Below are 20,725 nucleotides of genomic sequence, written 5' to 3' on the forward strand. Positions count from 1 at the left end.
GATGACCAGCAGCGACCCCTCAGCCCTTAAGCGCCTGGCCGACCAGCTGCCGGGCGCAGCGCTCGGCGTAACGGTGGAAGGCAGCCGGATCTTCGTCTCCGGTGCACCCGGAATGCCGATCCCGCAGGAGCCTGCGGACTGGCTGATGCACCAGGCCCCGACGGTCTGGCCGAACACCCCGCACGGTGAGGCCCGACCCACACTCCTCTTCGGAATCGTCAAAGATGCCGGCCCAACACGGGCGAACCTGCCGCTGGACACCACGCTGAAAACTGTCCTCGACGAGAAGCTGCCGGGCGATTCCCCACAACAGCACCAGGCCCTGGCGGCAGCCATGCGCTCGAAGTTCTGGGGCACCGCAACCGGCAGACGAACCACCAAGAAGCGGACGCACTACCTTCTTCCCCTGCATTCCCGCCTGCCGCTGTCCTTTGTGCAGACAACAGCTGAGGGCAGCAAGACGCCCTTCCGTTACAAGATGTTCCGCGGGACGGTCCTGCCTTTCCTCCTCAGCACACCATCCGGGGACGTTGACCGCGGCCTCCTGGAACGCTTCCTCGAAGTCTTCGCAGATGACCAGGATCTGACGGTGCTCGACAAGAAGGTCCTGGAGATCGCTGCTGAAATCTCCCCTGGACCGGACGACTTGCAGGCCGACACGCTGATCTCGAGCTCACAGGCGGTTCTGCAGCGCCTCCAGGAGGCCGGGGGAGCTTTCTGCGCTGCCTCCCTGGAACAGTTCCGTCGTGACCTCGGGCAAGTACTGTCGCTGGATCTGCCGCGCAGGGACCTCATCCACCAGCTGACGATGCTTCTGGCTCTGCACCTCGCCACCCGCCTCTACCGAGCAGGCCTCGTGCTTAGTCTGCGACTCGACGAGTGCATCGCCCTTTTCCCGGGCGGTGACAAAGCCGGCCCGAACGAGGTTTCCTGCGTCAAGGACTGCTGTGGTGACCTCGAGGGCTGCGACCTGTCCGGCAGGATGCTCTTCCGCACGGGGTCCGGATCGTTTCGCGGGGTCAAGCTGGCCGAACCGTGCGTGACCAGTTACCGGGACCTGACCAGCAAGTACCTGCTGCCCCTGCCGGTGACCATCAACACCGCCAACCTTGCGCGCGACGCGCTGCGCGCCGCCGGGGGCCCTGAGATCCCTTCCACGGACCTGGTGGCCTTGCACGCCGCGCTCACCCCCGACGACGCCTTGCGGCACAGATTCGACGCAGTCACGCGGCTGCTTGCAGTGTGTCGCCTCTACCAGCTACGCGGAAACAGCGCAGTCGGGGCTGAGGCACCCCACGACATGCCTGGCCTGCACGCCCTGCGGTCGGCTCTCCTGCAAAGCCGCAGGACGGTTATGCGGCGCGAGGGGCGCGACGTAGTGCACCAGCTTGTCAAGGATGTCCGCACGGGCCGCCTGATCGCCAGCAACGGCAATGCCGCTGTGTTCTTCGAGCTCGACGAAGACATGCTGCACCTGCTGGTGCGTCTGGTATGCGGTAACGAGCTCGTGGCATGGGACGACTTCCTGCGGGGGCTGCAGCGCTACGGCCTTGCGCCGCAGAACTCTGCAGAAGAACAACTGCTGCAGAAGGCCCTCACTCGGCTGGGCATGCTCAAGCGCTACTCGGATGCGGGCGAGAGCGCCTACGTCCATCACTCGGATGCAAACCAGGAGGAGCTGTGACCGGTATCCAGCCAACGACAGCGGCCGCCGCGATCGCCTCCGGGCTCATCGACGATGCACAGCACAGCACCGGACACCGGCGCCTCTTCCTGCGGGACTACCTGTCCATCTCCCCGGCGGCAGTCTTCGCTGCACTGGAACCCTGTCTCACTCACGAGGTCACGGTCGGCGCTGACACCCCGAGGCGAATGGCCGCTGTCCCCGCAGGCAACGCCCTGCTCATCCCATACCTCGTGGATCCAGAGCAGCCAGGCCCCAACCGCGGACTGCGGGGTTACGCCGGCACCCTGCGCACTGACTTTGCAGCGCACGACGAACAGGGACCCCCGCGCATTCTGCTCGTTTTGGATCAACGTCCATTCGAGACCGTTCTCACAGCGGCCGAAGACGCCTCCCAGCTCCCCCGCCTGCGTTGGAGGAAACTGGTCGAGATGATCGCCCAGGCTGCGTCCGGGCCTGCAATGCAGGTGATCACCGACGTGGCGGCCGACCTATCCGGCATTGCGGAAGAGCTCCGAGGGGGAAGCCTGCTGGATGCTTTCGCCGCGTTCGCCTCGGAAACCTGGGCCGGAACCGAAGAAGCCGGCCTTGCCCTGGCCGACCTGCCCCTGTACCTGGCAGACCCACAGCCGACAACAGCCAGGCTCGCAACGTCGCGGGACTGGCGCCACTGGCTTGAGATCCGCAGCCGACCCGACCGCGATCTGGCAGCAGAACTCACCCGTCACGCAGGTCAGATCACGCCAGGCGTCAAGAAGGTCCTCGAAGCCCATAAAGTGAGCGGTCTCGACTGGCACGCGTTCACCCTCGATGACCTGCCTGAGCGGCTTAATCGGTCACGGGCTGCCCTTGTCCTGCCGCCCCAGCTGCATGGAGTGCGCTCCTTCCTGCCAGAGGGCGATGCAGTGGCTGCCTGGATCGGCCCCGACGACGAATCCCTGGCAGTGTCCTTCACCGGTGCCGCGCAGGGGCTGCAAAGAGCTGCATCGGTGCGCTGGGCCGGCCGCAGCCCCGAGGAAACGACTGTCGATGAGGCTGCACTGCTCGTGCATCTGAAGGTTCCCGGTGCAGGGACAGAAGGGTGGCAGTTCGGACGCCTGGAACTGCGCCGCGGCCAGCACCTCGATCTGGCCGTCTTCCGGGGTACAGGAGCGTGGTTCCCTGTGGAGCGCGAGCTTTACCTGGATCAGCTGGCGGAGGCGTTTATCTCCTCAGATCCGCCGAGCATCGCAGCCGTAGGGCCGGACGGCGTGGTGTTGGGCAGCGCCTTGCCCGTCGACAACCCGGAGGACGGCGGCTCCGCCGCACGGACCATCGTGCCTGTCGAGTATGCCGGCCAGCAGCAGCTCATCCCACTCCTGACCGACACTGCCCCGGAAGTGACACCAGAGCCTGGCGGGGACGACGGGCCAGTAGGTGATGACGGTCCCCAGGAGGAAGACCCCAAGCCGTGGGACGATCCTGACCCCGGACCCGAAGACAGAGACGGGAACCAGAGCCCCCGCACGGCGCCGTCCGGCCCCGTCGCCACAGGCGCCCACGCGCTGCTTGAGTTCGCCGCGGCCCGCGCCAGCACCAGCCTCTCGGTTTCCGGCGCGGAGTTGAAATTCAGCAACGCCGATGTGCCCGAATTCAGCGGCGGCGGGATCTACCGGCCCTTGGAGGACCAGACCCTTGGCGCCGGATTGGACGGTCTGGCACTTGAAGCAGCCATCCTCAACCAGCCTGCCGCCCTGGCCTACACCGTCACCCGTGACGGAAGCGTCCCCAGACTCGTTCCCGACCGCACCCTTGAGTCCCTGAGCCTCGAAGGGCTCAACACTGCGCATGTGGAGGCCTTCTACGCGGCACGGCAGGCATTCTTCTCCTGCCTCAGCAGCCACGGCTCCGTCCATGCGGTGCTTTGCGGCGCCGGGCAAGAAGAGGCCAAAAACTACGTCGATGCCTATCAGGCACTTCTGCTTTCGCTGCCCGTGCCCGGCCGCTACAAGCCTGAGTACGACCGCCTGCTGCTCTGTGACCTTGTCTCAGACCCGCAGAAGGGACAACGCTGGCTGGCGCCCGCCAACCCGGTTACCGTGGCATGGGCGCTGAACCTGGCAGCGGAAACCGCGGCATGGGTGCAGCAAAGCGCTCAACTGCCGCAGCGTGATCTCCAAGCGCTCACCCCCGCCTTCCTGCTGCCTCTCGTCCACCACGACGAGACCTGGTGGGAGACCGATCCGCGCTCTCCTCGCCTGTGGCGCCGCTACCAGCCGCTTGGCGCCTCTCTGGCCGTGGGGGCCGGAGACCCTCGCACCATCACCAGGCGCCTGGACAAGTTCCTGGCCATTTTCGAGACCTATAGAAACCCACAACAGCGCCTCGCCGTTGCCGTATACGAGCCCGGAGACGGCGACAGCGTCGTAGGAGCTCTGCGCGACTTCTATCGCCGTGAGAGCCGACCCGGCGCCGACCAGGTCAAGCCCGCCCTAGACGTCTCCGTGTATACAGCAGGCGGGCACGCGCCTGAGCATTTGGCCGCTCTGGTGGCCCCTGACAACGACAACGACCTTGACAAGTTCATCCGCAGCCGAATCAACCTCACCTGCCAACCTCTCGATGCCCGGCCACGCTTCTCTCATCTCTCCTTCGTGTTCCGATCACCGGCCCAGCGCGAGCCACGGGTTGCTCAACTGGATGAACGCGCACCAACAGCATGGGTCGGCGGTCTGGCGACCGCTCCAGGTCGCCATGCCCGCGTCGACACCAACGAATTGGAGTTCACTTCCGGGCTGTTCATCGAACCCAGCCAGGGCCCGCTTGGTGCTCTGCTGGGCCGAACCCTGGAACTGGTGGGTGGCCAGCCACGCGGCCAGATCAGTGTGAACACCACGCAGGCGACCACGACGGTTATCGGCCGCGGCGCCATGGACGGCCTCTATGAGACCAGCGTCTGGACCACCCATGCCGACCGGCTCCTCGGCCCCGAAGCTTTCGCCTCCGTACCCGGGCAGGCCCCAAGCATCGTCGATTTCGACGACCGCAGCGACTATGGGCAAGCAGGACTGGACAGCGTCACCGTGACGGCCCGAATGGAGCCGTACCGCGTTGCTCTCACTCGTGCCTTCGCGCCAGGCGCAGCCCTGACAGCAGGCGCTCTCCCAGGGCTGATCGATATCGGCAATGCAGTGAGCGGCAGATGGAACATGGACCTGCTCTCCCTTGACGACAACCGGATCCGGGAGAGGGTGGGCGTTCTAGCCGCTATCGCAGCTCTTCGCGATCTCGATGACGCCTTCGCGCCAGCAGACAGCCCACATCACGTGGCCTCCGTGCTGTTGTCACTTCAGGAGCTGCTGCAGCTCCTGAAGGCGAGCGGCGTCAAGCGGCCGACAACACGGCTATGCGACGACCTGCTGTATCTGCGCATAAGGACAGGCACCGATGACCGTGTCCGTCTGCACGGCCGCATTATCGAGGTCAAATACGCAACCGTGGGACGCCCCGACCTGGCCATCGCCCGCAACGAGATCGAAGCCACGCGCCAGTGGCTGGACGAGGTGTACAACACTCCAGGCCCCGCGCGGCCCTTCCGGGCACGGGACCTATCGGAGTTCATCCGCACCGCGGCAGCCAGGAACACCAGTTTCGGCCTGTCACCGCAGTGCTCCGCGATCGAAGACATCGCGACGGCTATCGCAGAGGGCCGCTTCGACCTGACCCTGGAGTTCACTGCCTCCGGCGAACCGTATGGCGGCGATGTCATCAGCCTTGAGCTAGAGAGCCCACTGCTCGCGCACCGTCAGAGGCTCCCCGGACAAGGCCCAGCACCACTGGGCTACATCCGGCTCGGCGCCCCCGCGCTGCAGCGGCTTGCGAAGGGCGAACCACTGCAGCCGCCGAGCGGATGGCCTCGGGTAACTTTCCCAGGCGGGTGGGATACACCCCCGGAGGACGACGCGACAGAACCCTCCGATGCAGGCCCTGCAAAGCCTGGAGGAGGCTCAGCTGCCGAGCCACCGCCAGAAGGCGGCACCGATGACGCCCCCGAAGATCCACTGGAATTCCCAGCGAATGACTCGGTCGACGTTGCCAGTGAGGTCGCAGACAAGGCAGCCGAACTGGATGAGGCCGCAGCCAAGTACGAACTGAACCTTGCCCCGTTCGACACCGCCGCGGCCCAGGTCGGTCCCTCAGTGATCCGCTACCGCACCCGGCTGCTGGGTAAACAGACGATCGCTGGTGTACGCAGCAAGGCCCTCGACCTCGGCCGCGAAATCGGCGTGGCGGAGGGTGTCCTGGTTGATCAGGAGCCCTACTACCTGACGGTAGATGTACCGCGCCGCGAACGGGTGGTGGTACCACTGTCAGATTCGCTGAACAGGCTCCAGAGCGTAACGGCACCGGGCGCGCTGCCCTTCCTGCTCGGCGTTGCGCCCAGCGGCGAGATTCGTGTAGAAGACCTGGCCCGTTTGCCGCACCTGCTGGTGGCCGGCGCAACGGGTTCCGGCAAGAGCGTTCTGCTTCGCGGGCTGCTCTGCTGCCTGGCGCGCGTCCGCAGTCCGCAACAGCTGCAGATCATGATCGTTGACCCCAAGCAGGTCGACTTCATGCCCTTCGAGGATCTGGCCCACTTGGTGGACCGACGTATCGTCACCGATCCCGCCGAGGCAATCGCCATCCTCACGGAGACCCTGGAACGTGAAGTGGCCGTGCGACGCGCCAAGCTCAAGGCGGTCGGGGCGACGAGCGTCCTCGAGTACTACGAGATGGGCCATTCACTCGAAGAGCTCCCGCAAATGGTGATCCTTGTCGACGAGTTTGCCGACCTCGCAGGCAGCCTCAAGCGAAAAGATCGACAGTCGTTCATGGAGCTCATCCAGCGGTTCGGGCAGCTCACACGTGCCTTTGGCATCTACCTCGTCCTGGCGACGCAACGGCCGAGCGTCCAGGTCATCACCGGCGATATCAAAGCAAACTTGACTGCCCGCGTCGCGCTGAAGATGCAATCTGCTGTGGACAGCACCACCATTCTCGGCCGCGGCGGAGCGGAGTCTCTTCGAGACCGTGGAGACCTCCTGTTCGATCACGGTGGGACCACTCAGCGCCTCCAAGCCTTCTTCACAACTCTGAACGACGTTCGCGCAGTCACGGCCCTGTGGAGGTAGAACCCGTTGACGAGGCCCCGGCTGGAACATCGGCGCCGGGGCCACGTCCTACTTGCCGACTGAATGCCTGCTGCCAGACTTCAGCGCGCGCCGATACAAGAGGGTCTGCCCTTCGCTTGCTCTCTCGCCCTCGCGTAGCAAGTCCGACTGCCTGACGGCCGTCAAGGGACATCTTCTAACGGCCGTATGGGCGGATCAGCGTCTGGAGAAAGTCCTGCGTGATCGCGTCCGTTGAGTAGAACCGTGTGCCTTGACTGCCCCTGGTGGCGAGCACGCGGTACGTGTTCAGTGCATATCGCAGGTAGCGATGCGACGGGAGTCCGCGAAGCTGGGGGTCCTGGCTTTCCTCGGGACGAGCGATCCACTGCTCGCCCCTCCGGACGAGGTCTCCGCCCATGATGACGGCGTTGTAGGCGTACTCCATCCCCTGGGCTGTGTAGATGCAGCCGACCTGGTCGTGCCCGCCGGTGTCGGTGGCCCAGAAGGGGCGGGCAGGCACGTCGGGGTGGTCGAATGCGGGCTCATCAGCGCGGGAGTTCCACGGACGGGCCCAGATGCGCGGTCCTGCAGGGCCCCTCCAGGGAATCTCTACTTCGGCCAGCAGCGGTGGAGTCGGTGGAGAGTCCCATGGCCAGCAGAAGCCGGCGGTCATCCTCGCGGTGCGGCCGCCGCGGACGTGGTCGGCAACCCACTGCTCAAGCTGTTCGGGATCGTCTGCGACGGCCAGGTCGTAGTCGCTGCCCTCCCAGACCGAGACGGGGCCCTCGGGTTGGAAGAGGTCATCGACCCACTGCTGGTAGGCGTGTGAGCCGTTGCAGCGGAACTGACTGACCAGGTCGATGTGGGCGAATGAGAGTCCGCTGGCCTGTGCGTGCTGTCGGAGCTGCTGGAGTGTGAGGCCTTCCGTCGGTCGCACGATCTGTCGTTCGTCGAGGAAGAGGACCGTCACGGCAGCTCGTTTCAGCAGATTCCCGAGGGTCACTGGGAACGCGTCCCGCTGGTGGTCGGGGTAGGTACGAGCGCGGTGGGCCTCGTCCAGGAGGACCACGCTGGTGTCGGTGATGCCAGCCGGGATTTTGTCGAGGAACGTGGTGATGAGGCCTCGGGAGTCTTCACCCACCGTCCTGCGCAGCTGCCGCGTGAGAGTTCCGGACGGGGACAACAGGCGCGGGTTGCCGTGGGGTTGTTGGCACAGGTCGCCCAACAGACGGCAGGCGATGGCGGTCTTGCCGGTGCCGGGTCCGCCGGTCACAACGACGATGCTCTTGTTGCTCCGCTCGCGTGCGGCCGTCACGGCGTGCCGGACTTCCTGCCGGGCCAGGTCCTGGTCGCCGATGAGGACGAAGGCGTCTCGGCCCTCGATGACTTTCCCAGCTCGCGCCAGGAGCGCCGATGAGGGGCGGTGCTTGACCTGGAGAAAACGTTCGATGTCGTCCCGGCCAGCGGAGCTCAGTTCGGCGCAGCCGAGCCGCTGGGCCAGAGCTTTTGGAGACGGCTGCGGGGTGAGGTCGTCCCGCCCCAGCACGGGGTAGGCGCTGGCCGGTCCATGTTCGACGGGAGCTCGGAGGGCGGCGATCAGGTCGGGGGGAGCGTCGTGGAGTACGGCAGTGCCGCGAACTGTCAGTGGGAACTCGTCCCGGCTGACCCATTGCTGCAGGTAGTGCACATATCCGCCGACCTGCCGGGCAGGGTGCGGGACGACGCGCTCGTTGATGCGGACCATCCCTGGCCGCAAGGGGCTGAGGTAGGCGTAGGTCCACTGCTTCAGCTCGATGGCAACGGCACACAGACGCCCTCCGGCGTCCCGGCCCAGGAGCAGGGCGTCGACACGTTCTCCCGTGGCAGGCAGGGAGTATTCCAGCAGCAGGTGCAGGGCATCCAGGCCCGCGGAGCAAAGAATGTCGACGAGGGCCGGCCAACTGCGGCGCCAGCTGCGTACCTCTTCCGGGCTGGGCGCCAGGCCGAACATGGTCGTGAAGCGTCGTTCCATCGCTGCGAGGAATGCCTCATCGCTCACGCGTGGGGCCGCCTCGGCCAACGTTCCCCCGTAGAGATGCATACCTGATCTATATCAACCCCAACTGACAAGCGATCCATGGGCATTGCCGGAATAGGTGGTGTCGGTGGCGTCTGATAGAGCTGTTGTCATGACGCTTTCGTCCCTGCAACGTGCCCTCGCCCAGTTCGCCGCTGAACGCGACTGGGAGCAGTTCCACACCCCGAAGAACCTCGCGATGGCGCTGGCCGGTGAGAGCGGCGAACTACTGGAGATCTTCCAGTGGTTGACGCCGGAACAGTCCACCCAGGTGATGCAGGACGACGAGCGCGCGGTGCAGGTCCGCGAGGAGATGGCGGACGTCCTGGCCTACCTGCTGAGACTGTCGGACGTGCTGGACGTCGACCTGGAGCAGGCGTTGGCTGAGAAGATCGAGAAGAACCGTCGCAAGTACCCGGTGCACCTGGCACGGGGCAAGGCCGACAAGTACACGCAGTTGGGGGGATGATCCACGACATGCGGATCGTGATGCAGCCGGCTCGCCGGTCAGAGAAGGACGTCGACCAGCATTACCAGGACACCATCGTGAATCCCGTGGTCTTCGACGACCACGCGGACCTCCTCGACACCTCGACCGTCGCCCAGCTCAAGGAGCTCTTCCCCGAGGGCCAGGCCCAGATGTGGGGCATTGTCCCGGGCAAGAAGAACGTCAACGTCTCCAAGATCAACAAGATGCGGCCGGGCGACTGGGTGTTCTTCAGCGGCGATAAGCGCGTCTACCTCGGCGGGACCATCGCCCTGATGTGGCGTAACAAGGAGCTGGCCACAAGGCTGTGGGGCACGGACCACAACGACAGCACCTGGGAGTACATGTATGCCCTCTCCGGCACCCGCGGCTTCGACATACCTGTTGAGGAGGTCCGGAGCCTGCTGGGCTGGAACCCCAACCGCAACATCATGGGCATCACCGTGCTCAGCGACGAGGAGAGCGATACCCTCCAAACCCTGCTGACCCTCGACGCTGCAACAGCCTCCATCGAACCGGTCGACACGGCCGAGGAGGAGGCCGCCGTGGCGGCCTTCGACGGAGAACTGGAACGCAAGGCACAGCGCGCCCAGCGAGGCGAACAGGCCGCGCTGAAACGGCGCCTCCTCAAGGGCTCGACGGGCCAGTGCGCCCTGTGCGGACGTACCCTACCCGGCACCTTCCTGATCGCCGCCCACATCAAAAAGCGTGCGATGTGCAGCGACGACGAGAAACGAGACCTGGCCAACATCGCCATGCTGGCCTGCACTCTCGGATGCGACGCCGTGTACGAGCACGGCTACGTGACCATCGCCGCCGGAGCGATCCAGGTCAGTCCGTTGGTCGTAGGAATCCCGGAAGTCGAGGCCTATATCGAGGAAAGGCTAGTTGGCCGAACAGTCACTTGGTGGACGCCAAGCCGAGAGCCGTACTACCTGTGGCACCGCACCCACACCTTCAAGAATGTTCCACCGCAATAACGATTCATCCGTCGCTTTATCACGCGCCTCCGTCAAGAGCCGCCCCATCACGAGGAGCGAGAGCCTTGGGTGCGCGACGTGCGGGCGGCCGCTGCGCACCCCGGCTGCACGCGCTGCGCGACGACCCGACCAACTCACCGCCTGCTGACCGCGGCCACCCCGGCCGCGGTGCAGGACAAGGCTGCCCCGCTGCTCCACGAACTGGCCGCGCCGGACCCCTACTCGGCCGCCGGCCACCGCACCGCCGTCGAACAGTGCGACACCCAGGCCGCCGTGATGGAGCGATGGACAGGGCTCAAGGACACATCGCCTGATCTCACACTCGTACGACAGGAGCTGCACAGAGGCCCGGAGGCCGAGCTGGCCTAGACAAAATCCTCTTCGAGCTCTTCGGTGGAGTAGAGCTCGGGCGTCGGATGTCCCGCGCGCTGATTCAGCCTCTGCCGTTGGGCAAGGTGCTCCGCGTCGGACGGGATGAGACTGCCGGGAGGCCGGGAGTGAGCGCCGCACACACAGCGCCAGTGATAGCGCGTCCGACTGCGTGGGCCGCCGGACGCGGTGCCCGGCTGCGACACAGCAGTCTTGAGCGCCCGCCGAATCTTCTCGAACACGGCTGGTCTCCTGTTCCTGCTGTCGGTGCGCGGAAGCCTACAGCCATGAGAAGCGGCGCCAGCGGGCAGAGTAACTAGCCAGTCATTCCCCTTCTTCGTTGCTTGGCCCACTCAACGCCTTGACCAGAACGGCGTTGGCAACCAGAGCTAGTTGGCCAAGCAGCACCGCTTCGAATTTGAAGTACGGATCGACCTGAAACGGCCCAGTGGGGGCGTATCCGAAGACCTCTTCCGAGCCGAACAGCGTTCCACGGTGTCCCGTGTGCGAGCGCTTGTCATACAACGGGGCAGCGAGCTCCTTCACCTCACGCTGGGTCAGCACCGTCTTGAGTGCCTTCCGGAACCGTTTCTCGGCAACTCCCTTGTAATGGCTGCACTCAGGATGGCACTCACAGAGGGCGTCGGGGACGAACCTCATACCGACGCCCTCAATTGCCGCGACAAAGGTGAGCAGCGCGAGCGAGGGATGACGTCTCCGTAGGCGCATGGCTTCGTAGTACGCGTTGAGCGCGGTGTTCAGTTCGGAGTCGTTCTCAAGCCGCTTCCATGCCTGGTCCACCCACCGCGGCAAGCTCCAGTTCGCTGTTCCTGGAGGGACTTCACCGGTCCATTCCTGGCCTCCCGGGCTCGGAAACTCAGGGCCGACTGAGATCGGGATCTTCAAGGTCGGACCCGTGGCGTCCCGGGGCCATGGATGCGACCGAGGCTCCCAGAGCAGGGCCCGACTCAGCGTCAGCAGAGCGCACGCACGGTGCAACTGGGCCTGGGCGACTGGGATGACATGATCCCAGTCGTAAGTCGAAACCTGGCCGGTGACCATCACTGGGAAAGTGCGACTGATCGTGGTGAAGCCCGAATCGACTCGCTCCGGCCCTCGGAACTCGCGCATGTAGACGCCACTCGGGGCTAGGGCTAGGGGCCCTACCTTCTTCGCGCTGAGCTGTCCCATGAGCTCCGGTCCACAGATGACCGACGGGGTGACACCTACCAGCGCATCCCACACGTAAGACTGCTGGTGGCGCCCGACCTCGCCCACTGCGGTCTGTACGCCAGCCCGCCAGGGCTCCACCTGGTCCGGTGAGGATCTGCCTCCGTCGCCGACGACAGTGCAGGTGATGCCGTCGGGGTGCGGGTGAACTCGCAGCATGCTCGTCACAGATCCATCGAGGGGTGGCCCCATCTCTACGGGCCCCCCGGCGCCGTCAGTTCCGCTGACGCTACGAAATCCGGTGCCACCCATGGCCTTCTCAAGGTGGTGGGCCCATTCATTACCGTCTTCAGTGAACGCGACTGGGAAGGTGCCAATGTCCTGTTCCCACACGATGGCCTCCTGCCACTTCGACTACGCCGATGCTGGTTGGCCACCGCTGCCACGACCTCGACGTCGCATGATCTACACCATCGTCTCGTTTCATTCGGGTGGGACGCCACCGAATACGGCCGGGCTGTCGTAGGGGTTTCGATCGGGAGGCCGAGCAGCCGACCCGCTAGCTCATCCGCTGGCGCCCCGTTGCAGGCCAACTCCAATCAATGCGAGGCGCGTGACGACCTGGTGCGCGGTCGCCCGGCCACCCCCGGCTTAGTCGGTGGAGGGGATCTTGCCGATAGCTCTCAAGCCAGCTCGCCACCACCTCACGGGTTCACGCGGGCAGAAGGCAGACGCCTGTTCCCCCGGAGAGCACTGACGCACACTTCGTAGGCCACGCTCCTACCCTCTCTTCGCTCCTCGAATGTCGGCGCCCAAAGCGCAGATTCGGCGAGCCCACACGCACCTTTGCCACGGCTCCCTGGAGAAATCCTGGAGACGATCTTGAGATGGCAGCTCCAAAGCACCGCCAGAGACCGACACAGACCGATAGCCTGACCTGCGCCTTTGGCCTGTCCCCCAGGCCGACGATCTTCCAGAGCCTAATTCGGGACGAAGAGGTCGTGGGTTCAAATCCCGCCACCCCGACAGCCAAATAGCAGTTCAGATGGCCCTCACCGGATTGGTGAGGGCCCTCTGGCGTTGCTGCGTGTCCAGCCCCGCGCCCCCGTCTCAGTAAGTCAACGCATCCTGCGCGCTGGTCAGCCAGTACGTCACCCGGAGCGAGTCGTCGATGTAGACGCCCTTGGTGGGGAGAGCGGGAGTCGCCGCCGGGCTGATGCTGTTCTCGTTGCGGTCGAAGAAGTAGACGGAGAGGGACTTGGCGGTGCGGCCGTTGGTGCCGGTGCCGTCGTCGCCGCCGGAGAGGGCTACACCGGCGTAGCCCGACTCGCCCGGTGCGAGCGTGGTCACGGCCTGCGGCTGGGAGTCCTCCATGACCGGCGGTACGGACTGGGCGTCGTCGAAGTTGACGGCCGGGTAGTAGTAGAGGTCGCAGGTCTTGGAGCCGGTGTTGGTGACGGTGAGCAGCATGTGGTTGATGGGGCGGCTGACCGGCTGTGCGGTCACCTTGGTGTTGGCGCCGCTGCAGGTGACGCTCTTCGTGGAGCTGCTCGAACCGGAGCCCGAGCCGGAGCCCGAGCCGGAGCCCGAACCCGACGTCGAGCCCTTCGTCGAGCCCGAACCGCCACTCGTCTTGCCGCTGCCCGACCCCGTGCCGCCGCCCGTCGAGGAACCGCCCGTGGAGGAGCCCCCCGTCGAGGAGCCGCCCGACGTGCTGCCGCCGCTCTGGCCCGTCTTCGTGCCGGACGGTGCCGGGGTTGTCACCGTGGAGGAGTTCGGGGAGACCGCGCCGGCGTCCTGTACTCCCAGCTTGTCGTTGCAGGCGGTGAGCGAGAGCGCGGCGAGTGCGACGGTCGCGGCGGCGAAGAGGCGGGTACGGGGACGGGCGGTGAACGCGGACATGGCTGTGATCCCTTTCGGAGAGGCGGGAAGTCGGCAGCCGGCCAACCGGTCGGCGGGCGGCGTGCTTTGATGACCAGAGCTTGTGCCGCTTTCCGTCCCACCCGCCACGGCAGCCGGGAGTTACGGGAACCTGGAACGTTCGCACCGGCTCTTACCTGGGGGAACAGGGTTCCCCTGGAACGCTGGACTGGAATGGGGGCTCGGTGGCAGTGGTGGACGAGACGGCCGATTTCGCGGCGCTGATACGGGAGCTCAAGGACCGTTCGGGGCTGAGTTACGGCGTGCTCGCGAAGCGGCTGCACATGAGCACGTCGACGCTGCACCGCTACTGCAACGGCGACGCCGTCCCCACCGAGTACGCCCCCGTGGAGCGGTTCGCGCGCCTCTGCAAGGCGACCCCCGACGAACTCGTCGAGGCCCACCGCCGCTGGATCCTGGCCGACGGCGCCCGCCAGCGCGAGCGGAAGGCCGCCACGACAACCGCGACCGCGACCTCGGCCACGGCCACGGCCCCAGAAGTAGCCACCGCGGCGGCCACCACCCCCACCCCTGAAACAGACCTCCCCGCCCCCTCGCACGAACCCGCCGTACCGGTGACCGCGCCCACCCCCCGCAACCGCCGCCGCACCGCCCTCTTCGCCGCCGCCGCAGTAGCCGTAGTACTCGCGGCGACCGCCCTCGTCCCCCGGCTCGTGTCCGGCGACGGCGGCGGCAGCGACCGTAAGCAGGAGGCCGGATCCGTGACCTCCACCGGGCGCGGCACCCCCTCCTCGTCCGCGTCCGCGAAGTCGAGTCGGTCTCCGTCCGCGTCCGCCTCGCCCTCCGGCTCCGTGAGTCCTTCCGGGTCCGCTACGGCGAAGAGCCGGGCGTCCGCCTCCCCGGGCGCGAAGGCCGGTGGGGCCGCGGACGTGGGGGCGGCGGCCGTTCCGCTGACGGTGACGACCCGGCCGTATGCCTGGGAGAGTCCGTGCAGCCAGACCTATCTGGTGGACCGGGACGCGGCCAAGGTGCCGCCGCCGCCGACCGAACAGGACGCGCCGGGCTGGGTGAGCGCGCTGGGGGCCGTCTCGGCCGACAGCCAGTACCTCGAACTCACCGTGCAGGGCACCGGCCAGGAGACCGTGGTGCTGCAGACCCTGAACGTGCGTGTCGTCGGCAGCGGTGCGCCACTGGCCTGGAACGCGTACGCGATGGGGTACATCGGGGTCGGCTGCGGCGGCGGGGTGCCCACGCACTCCTTCGGCATCGGGCTGGACGCGGTCCGCCCGGTGGCCACGCCGAAGGCAGGGCAGACGGGTCTGCCGTACAAGGTGAGCGAGAGCGACCCCGAGGTCCTGTACATCACGGCAGCCGCGGCCTCCCACGACGTGCGCTGGTATCTGGAGCTGGGGTGGTCCAGCGGCGACCGCAAGGGCGTGCTGCGCATCGACGACCAGGGGAAGCCGTTCCGCACCAGCGGCATGAGCGGACGTCCGCAGTACGGCTACTCCCTGGACGACAGCGAGTGGGTGCCCCACCAGGCCGACTGAGCCACGGGCAACCGCGTGCCCCGCCCGACCCCGCGTTGACACCGACTCGCGCCGGACGTTGACTGGCAGTACTGCGCAGTCGTTGAAGGGTACGACCGACCGGGTCTCCGGGAGCCTGGAACAGGCCGTCGAGAAGACCGACGAGGCACGAACGCCTTCAGGCGGAACGGAAACAGCATCCTGATGTACGACCAGACACGCGCCCAGCAGCCCGCCGGCCAGAACCGGACCCCCACCGAACGCCGCACACCGGGCCCGGAGCCACTGCTCCCGTCGGCCGAGCGGGAGCAGGTCCTCCAGCGGCTGCGGCACGCCCTCAACACCTTCGCCGACACCCCGCGCGACGCCCTGGCGGAGGCGGAGAGCGCCTACGACGAGGCCACCGCCCGGCTGGTGAGCGCCCTCGCGGCACGGCGGGAACTCCTCCGCACCGCCTGGGCCGAACAGGACACCGCCGCGGAAGGCGCGGAACCCGCGGACCTCACGTCCCAGTCCGACGAACACCGCAACGCGCTCCGCCAGTACCGCGAGATCACCCAGCGGCTGCTCCAGCTCTAGCCCCCTCCCGCCGGTACGCCGCCTTCAACTCGCCCCAGCGAGCGGCCTGTTCATCGGTCAGCGTGCCCCGCAGCTCCGCCAGTTTCAGCAGGTTCGCCTCCGCCTCCGTCCCCAGGGTCTGTGCCTCGGCCGTGTAGTGGTCGTCCAACACCGCTGACAGTTCACGGGAGTTCATCACCGGCTCGATGCGCCGCGCGATCCGGTTCATCGTGCGGTACGACCCCTGGAGCCGGAACGGCGGTTCGGTGCGGGCCGCCTCCGTGGTCGCCGCCGACGCCATGTACGCGGAGTTGACCGCGAGGACGGTGTCCCTGGCGGCGAGCAGATGCCTCAACACGGCGACGACACGGACGAGTTCGGCGGGGTCGCAGGCGTAGGAGAGGCGGTCCGCGCGGGCCGTCGCGTCGCCCCTCGCCAGCCGGATCAGCAGGTCCAGGTCGGCGAGGTCGCGGCCGGCGAGCGGGGCCAGTACCGGGTTGGAGGTCAGCGCGTTCTCGACGAAACTGAGGGCGAACAACGCCTCCTTGCCGGTCAGTACGTCGCCGAGGTTCCAGACGTCGGCACGGTTGGCCAGCATGTCGGGCACCCGGAACCGGCTGCCGGACTCGGTGTACGGGTTGCCGGTCATACAGACGGCGAACCGCTTGCCCCGCAGGTCGTAGGTGCGCGGCACGCCGTCCCACACGCCCTCCATCCGCCGGGTCGCGTCGCACAACGTGATGAATTTCTGCAGGAGTTCGGGTGACGTGTGCTGGATGTCGTCCAGGTGGAGCAGCACGTTGCTGCCCGCCGCGAGCGCGAAGTTGACCTTCTCCACCTCCTGGCGGCCGGTAGCGTTCGGCGCCTCGGCCGGGTCGAGGGAGGTGACACCGTGCCCGAGGGCCGGGCCGCTGACCTTGACCAGGACCAGTCCGAGCCGGTCGGCGACGTACTCCATGAGGGTCGTCTTGCCGTAGCCCGGCGGGGAGATCAGCAGGAGCAGCCCGCCGGTGCCCGGCTGTCCGTCCACCCCCGCCGTGCCGAGCTGCCGGGCCAGGTTGTCGCCGATCAGCGGGAGGTACACCTCGTCGACGAGCCGGCCCCGGACGAAAGACGACAGGACACGCGGACGGTACTCGTCGAGCCGCAGCCGGGCGCGTTCCGCCGCCACGAGGGCGGTACGGCGGCGCTGGTAGGCGCGGTGGCCAGGAACGTCCGTAGCACGGAACTCCTGCGTGCGCGCGATGAGTTCGTCGACCCTGATACGCAACTCACCAGCCACAAGCCGGGGATGGCTGCCCAGCAGTCCGCCCACCGTCTCGGTCAGCCGCGCGTCCGACTCGTAGCGCGGTGCGCCGGAGCAGAGTTCGGCCGCCACCGCCTCCGCCAGGTCCCCCGGGTCGACCCGTGTCCCGGAGGCCGTCGTGTACGCGGTCAGCCACGCCTCCACCAGCTGGCGGCGCGCGGGCAGGTCGTCGTCGAGGGCGATCAGATCGTCGTCGTACGCCGAACTGCCCACCGCTTGCCGGAACTTGTCGAGCAGGGTGCGAGCGCTCGCGCTGATCACGAAGCCCTCGGGGGCGGTGGTGAGTTCGTCGAGGAGGTAGGCCGCGGCGGGCTCGCCGCCCAGCTCTTTCGCCAGTTCCGCGCGGAGTTCGGCGTCGGCGGGGGTGGGTCCGAACAGGTCGCGGGCGCGGGCCAGGGACCTCGCGCGGCGGGTCCAGTTCTCGCGCGCCCGCGGGTTCGTGCCGTGCGTCCAGAAGAGCAACGCGCTTGCCCGGGCCGCCGGTTCGTGGCGCAGCAGGCCCGCGTCCTCGTACCGGCGGAGCAGGACCGTGAGGATCGCGGTGGCGTCGTGGTCGTGCACACCGCGTTCGTAGCCTTCGTCGTACGACTCCTGCGCGGCCCGGCGGACCAGGGCGGCGAGGTCGGGTTCCTGGGCGAGGGCCTGCGCGCCGTGTTCGTCGAGGAGGCGGGCGGCGAGGTGTTCGGCGCTGTAGACCCGGGGTGACTCGGAGGGCAGCGGGCGGTCCCAGTACGGGCGGGTGGCCGCGAACTCCGGGTCCCTGACCGGGGATCGGTAGTCCGTGCCGGTCAGGGCGAAGGCCAGGCCGTCGCCGGAGGGGACCAGGGTGAGGTCGAGGGGCTCGGTGTGCACGGCGAAGCGGTGGCGGCCAAGGCGGAGGGTCCGGCCGCCGTCCGTGGAGAGTTCGGCGCGGTCGCGCAGGGCGCGGACCGCCTCCGCGTGGGCGGCCGCGAGCCGGCCGGTCAGCTCCTCCGCCCTTGTCAGGTCGCCGAGTTCGCGGAGTCGGTCGGCGGTGCGGCGGATCCTCGTCACCATCGGGTCGGAGGCGAAGTACGTGTTCACCGCGTCGGCGCCGGCGAGCGCGACCGCCCGCCGCCCCACGGTCTCCAGCACCTGGACCGCCGACCGCGCCAACTGCTCGGCCCTGCGGGCGCGTTCGTCCACCAGGGTCTGCTTGCGGGCCGAGAGGGACTCGTGGATCTCGGTGCGTTTGGCGGCCAGTTCGGCGAGGAAGTCGTCGAAGTCCCCGAATCGGGCCTCCAGGTTCTCCAACCGCACCAGCAGCAGGGCGAGTTGGGTGTCGCAGGCCTCCGGGGTCGCCGCGTCCGCGAGCGCTCCCGTCACCGACTGGGCCAGCAGCGCGAACTCGGCCGCGAACTCCGCCCGGCCCTCCCGGTCCCGGAGTTCCGTCCGCCGGGCGTCCAGGGTGGCGCGCGCCCGGTTGACGCCGCCCAGTACCTCGGCGACCCGTTCCAGGATCGACGTACGGACCGTGGCGTCACCGATGTCGAGTCCGGCGACTACCTCGGTCACCGTTCGCAGCCCTGCGGTCAGTTCGTCCAGGCGGGCCGCGACCGGGGCCGCCTCGGCGACCTTGGCCAGCGCCCCGGCCTCCGTGACCAGGGTGTCGATCAGCTCGTGGTGCCCTGCGAACGCGTCCTCCCGCGCCAGGAACGACACCGCCCGCTGCCCGAACAACCGCAGATCCGCCCCGACTTCGGCCGCCGCCTCCTCGATCCGCGCGGTGTCGGCGTACCGCATCTCCTTCAGCGTCAGCAAGTGCCCCTGCGCCCGGCGGAGTTCGGTGAGCCCGACGACCCAGCCCGCCGCGTCCCGGGGCGCCTCGCCCCGCAACCGCCGGACGAGGGAGGCGAGACGGGCCGTAGCCTCGGCAAGGGCGTCGGCGGCCCGCCCGGTGAGAGTCCGGACCGTCTCGAACTCGGTCAGGACCTGCTCCGCCGTACCCCGCACCTCCTCCAACGGCCCCCGCAGATCGCCGAGTTCGGCATCCCCCAGCCAGTGATGGGTATCGGCAGCCCGGACACACGCGGCGACCAGCGCCTCGTACACCTCCGCCGTCGGCTCCATCCCGGCGACCGCGCCCGTCAGGGACAGACAGTCGGAGATCCCGCGCACGAGATCGGCGTTCCCGACCCGGAACAGCGGCCCGGAGCCGGTGAGTTGTGCGGCGGCATGGGTGTCGGAGACGAACGGGGTACGCCAGCTCCGCACAGGATGAACCCGAGCCGCCTCCCCCGCCCCAGCGCCCAGTACCACCACCATGCCGTCGTCGAAGAGCGCCCACCCCTGACCGGGCAGCGGCGCCGCGACCTCCTTGCGGATCATGTTGTACGGCAGCAGCAGGCTCCGCCCCGACCCACGCGCCCGGTACCCGAACAGCACGTCCTCCCCGTTGGGCGAGTGGACGATCCGCTCCGACTCCAGCCCGGTGACGTCCGTTTCGAAGGTCTTGCACTCCCCCGTGACCAGGCAGTACCCGCCCGGGAACACGATCCCTTGTTCCTCCGGCAGCCGCCGGCACGACCGCCCGATCCCGTCCAGCCGTACGACACCCTTGGTGAGGGTGTTGAAGACCAGGTAGCGGTGGGCCTCCTCCTTGTAGGGGAGCACCCGGAGCAGCACCAGCGCACCCACCCGCGCGTACGCGATCTCCGCGTCGGCCGGCGACTGCAGCGGCTCGTCCACCGGTTCGGAGTAGATCCCCTCCCCCGTCTCGGTGTTGTCCTCCACCTTCACGGTGAGGGTGCCGCCCAGCGTGTCGACGTACAGCCCGTCCTGGATCCGGACGTGGGGGTGGCGGCCTGGGACGAGGTCCTCGCGGCCCGTCCCCGTCCAGTCGAAGTCGTACGGCGGCGGGAAGACGTGGTCGCGTTCGCCGTGCGCGTCCAGGAAGGTCGCCGCCCGGCCGTCGTCCGTGAGCGCCCAGCGCAGTACCCGGATGTCCTCGGTCTTCTCGCCGGTGCGGAAGACGGCCAGCAACTTGCCGTCGACGTGGCGAAGTTGGAGGAGCCGCGCCTGCCGGTAGTAGCGGTGCAGGGCGGTGAACTCCCGTACGAACTCCGGGTCGTCGAGGAGTCCGGGTACGGCGTTCTCGGGCAGCCCGCGCAAGTCCTGGCGGTCGTACAGGGCGAGGACGTCGGCCACCGCCGTCTCCCGGGTGGCGCCGAGGGAGGTCCGGTGGCCGAAGAGCAGCGTGTCTCCTACGGCGACGATGTCCCTCGGTGTGGCCGGGTGCTCGGTGGTGAGGCGTCCGGTGCCGGTGAGTTCCAGCCGGGTCGAGCCGAACTCCTCGGTGCGGCGGGCGTTGAGGGCCTCCGCGCGGCGGGCGAGTTCGGCGGCCTGTGCGGCGAGGCGGTCGCGCAGGACCTCGTAGGTGCCGGTGTCCAGGCCGGTGGTCATGGGGCCTCTCAGGATCTGGGGCGGGGTGATCAGGAGTGGTGGGGGGGGGGCGCGGGGGCCCCCCCCCCGGGGGGGGGGGGGCGCCGGCGGGGGGGGGGGGCGGGCCGCCCGGAGGCCGGCCGCCGCGCAGAGCGAGAGAGAGCGCCAGACGGGCGC

11 protein-coding genes are annotated in these 20,725 nt (G+C 67.9%); 7 read left to right on the plus strand and 4 right to left on the minus strand.

The genetic code is table 11. The annotated features are described in order from the left end of the window. Position 1 precedes the first annotated feature (1 nt). Positions 2 to 1,684: a hypothetical protein gene (locus ACFXC1_RS22755; RefSeq protein ID WP_381245255.1), complete on the plus strand. Its 1,683-nt coding sequence runs from the start codon at positions 2 to 4 to the stop codon at positions 1,682 to 1,684. Then, positions 1,681 to 6,834 (plus strand): FtsK/SpoIIIE domain-containing protein, encoded by a 5,154-nt coding sequence (locus tag ACFXC1_RS22760; RefSeq protein ID WP_381245256.1) that lies wholly within the window; start codon positions 1,681 to 1,683, stop codon positions 6,832 to 6,834. The genes ACFXC1_RS22755 and ACFXC1_RS22760 overlap by 4 nt, the downstream gene beginning before the upstream one ends. 175 nt (positions 6,835 to 7,009) lie before the next feature. Here ACFXC1_RS22760 and ACFXC1_RS22765 read toward each other — a convergent pair whose 3' ends face one another. Further along, a complete protein-coding gene (locus ACFXC1_RS22765; RefSeq protein ID WP_381245258.1) occupies positions 7,010 to 8,851 on the minus strand; it encodes a DNA/RNA helicase domain-containing protein in 1,842 nt (613 codons plus the stop codon). A 130-nt stretch (positions 8,852 to 8,981) separates the two neighbouring features. Here ACFXC1_RS22765 and ACFXC1_RS22770 point away from each other — a divergent pair, with 130 nt between their 5' ends. The 3 genes from ACFXC1_RS22770 (at position 8,982) to ACFXC1_RS22780 (ending at position 10,705) form a co-directional block, all read left to right on the plus strand. Then, positions 8,982 to 9,338, plus strand: coding sequence for a nucleotide pyrophosphohydrolase (locus ACFXC1_RS22770; RefSeq protein WP_381245260.1), 357 nt, complete (start codon positions 8,982 to 8,984; stop codon positions 9,336 to 9,338). Between the two features lie 8 nt (positions 9,339 to 9,346). Then, the gene (locus ACFXC1_RS22775) at positions 9,347 to 10,336 is read left to right on the plus strand and encodes a hypothetical protein (protein ID WP_381245261.1); all 990 of its coding nucleotides are present in this window, start codon (positions 9,347 to 9,349) and stop codon (positions 10,334 to 10,336) included. A gap of 69 nt (positions 10,337 to 10,405) precedes the next feature. After that, positions 10,406 to 10,705: a hypothetical protein gene (locus ACFXC1_RS22780; RefSeq protein ID WP_381245263.1), complete on the plus strand. Its 300-nt coding sequence runs from the start codon at positions 10,406 to 10,408 to the stop codon at positions 10,703 to 10,705. A 324-nt stretch (positions 10,706 to 11,029) separates the two neighbouring features. Here ACFXC1_RS22780 and ACFXC1_RS22785 read toward each other — a convergent pair whose 3' ends face one another. Together ACFXC1_RS22785 and ACFXC1_RS22790 are read right to left on the minus strand one after the other, a co-directional pair. Further along, on the minus strand, positions 11,030 to 12,268 hold the full coding sequence (locus tag ACFXC1_RS22785) for a hypothetical protein (protein ID WP_381245265.1): 1,239 nt from the start codon (positions 12,266 to 12,268) through the stop codon (positions 11,030 to 11,032). Positions 12,269 to 12,985: 717 nt separating this feature from the next. Then, a complete protein-coding gene (locus ACFXC1_RS22790; RefSeq protein ID WP_381245267.1) occupies positions 12,986 to 13,777 on the minus strand; it encodes a DUF4232 domain-containing protein in 792 nt (263 codons plus the stop codon). Positions 13,778 to 13,986: 209 nt separating this feature from the next. Here ACFXC1_RS22790 and ACFXC1_RS22795 point away from each other — a divergent pair, with 209 nt between their 5' ends. Next, the gene (locus tag ACFXC1_RS22795) at positions 13,987 to 15,306 is read left to right on the plus strand and encodes a helix-turn-helix domain-containing protein (protein WP_381245536.1); all 1,320 of its coding nucleotides are present in this window, start codon (positions 13,987 to 13,989) and stop codon (positions 15,304 to 15,306) included. A 183-nt stretch (positions 15,307 to 15,489) separates the two neighbouring features. Then, positions 15,490 to 15,864, plus strand: coding sequence for a hypothetical protein (locus ACFXC1_RS22800; protein ID WP_381245269.1), 375 nt, complete (start codon positions 15,490 to 15,492; stop codon positions 15,862 to 15,864). Here ACFXC1_RS22800 and ACFXC1_RS22805 read toward each other — a convergent pair. Next, a complete protein-coding gene (locus ACFXC1_RS22805) occupies positions 15,839 to 20,569 on the minus strand; it encodes a DNA repair ATPase (RefSeq protein WP_381245270.1) in 4,731 nt (1,576 codons plus the stop codon). The genes ACFXC1_RS22800 and ACFXC1_RS22805 overlap by 26 nt on opposite strands. Positions 20,570 to 20,725 lie beyond the last annotated feature (156 nt).

Source organism: Streptomyces hokutonensis (assembly GCF_042751305.1).
In the GTDB taxonomy this organism is placed as follows: Bacteria; Actinomycetota; Actinomycetes; order Streptomycetales; family Streptomycetaceae; genus Streptomyces; species Streptomyces hokutonensis_A.

What these genes read in the sequence shown, in the direction of transcription:
- ACFXC1_RS22790 (WP_381245267.1), bottom strand. Translation starts at nt 13,777, where the DNA reads ATGTCCGCGTTCACCGCCCGTCCCCGTACCCGCCTCTTCGCCGCCGCG.
- ACFXC1_RS22800 (WP_381245269.1), top strand. Translation starts at nt 15,490, where the DNA reads ATGTACGACCAGACACGCGCCCAGCAGCCCGCCGGCCAGAACCGGACC.
- ACFXC1_RS22805 (WP_381245270.1), bottom strand. Translation starts at nt 20,569, where the DNA reads ATGACCACCGGCCTGGACACCGGCACCTACGAGGTCCTGCGCGACCGC.
- ACFXC1_RS22755 (WP_381245255.1), top strand. Translation starts at nt 2, where the DNA reads ATGACCAGCAGCGACCCCTCAGCCCTTAAGCGCCTGGCCGACCAGCTG.
- ACFXC1_RS22770 (WP_381245260.1), top strand. Translation starts at nt 8,982, where the DNA reads ATGACGCTTTCGTCCCTGCAACGTGCCCTCGCCCAGTTCGCCGCTGAA.
- ACFXC1_RS22775 (WP_381245261.1), top strand. Translation starts at nt 9,347, where the DNA reads ATGCGGATCGTGATGCAGCCGGCTCGCCGGTCAGAGAAGGACGTCGAC.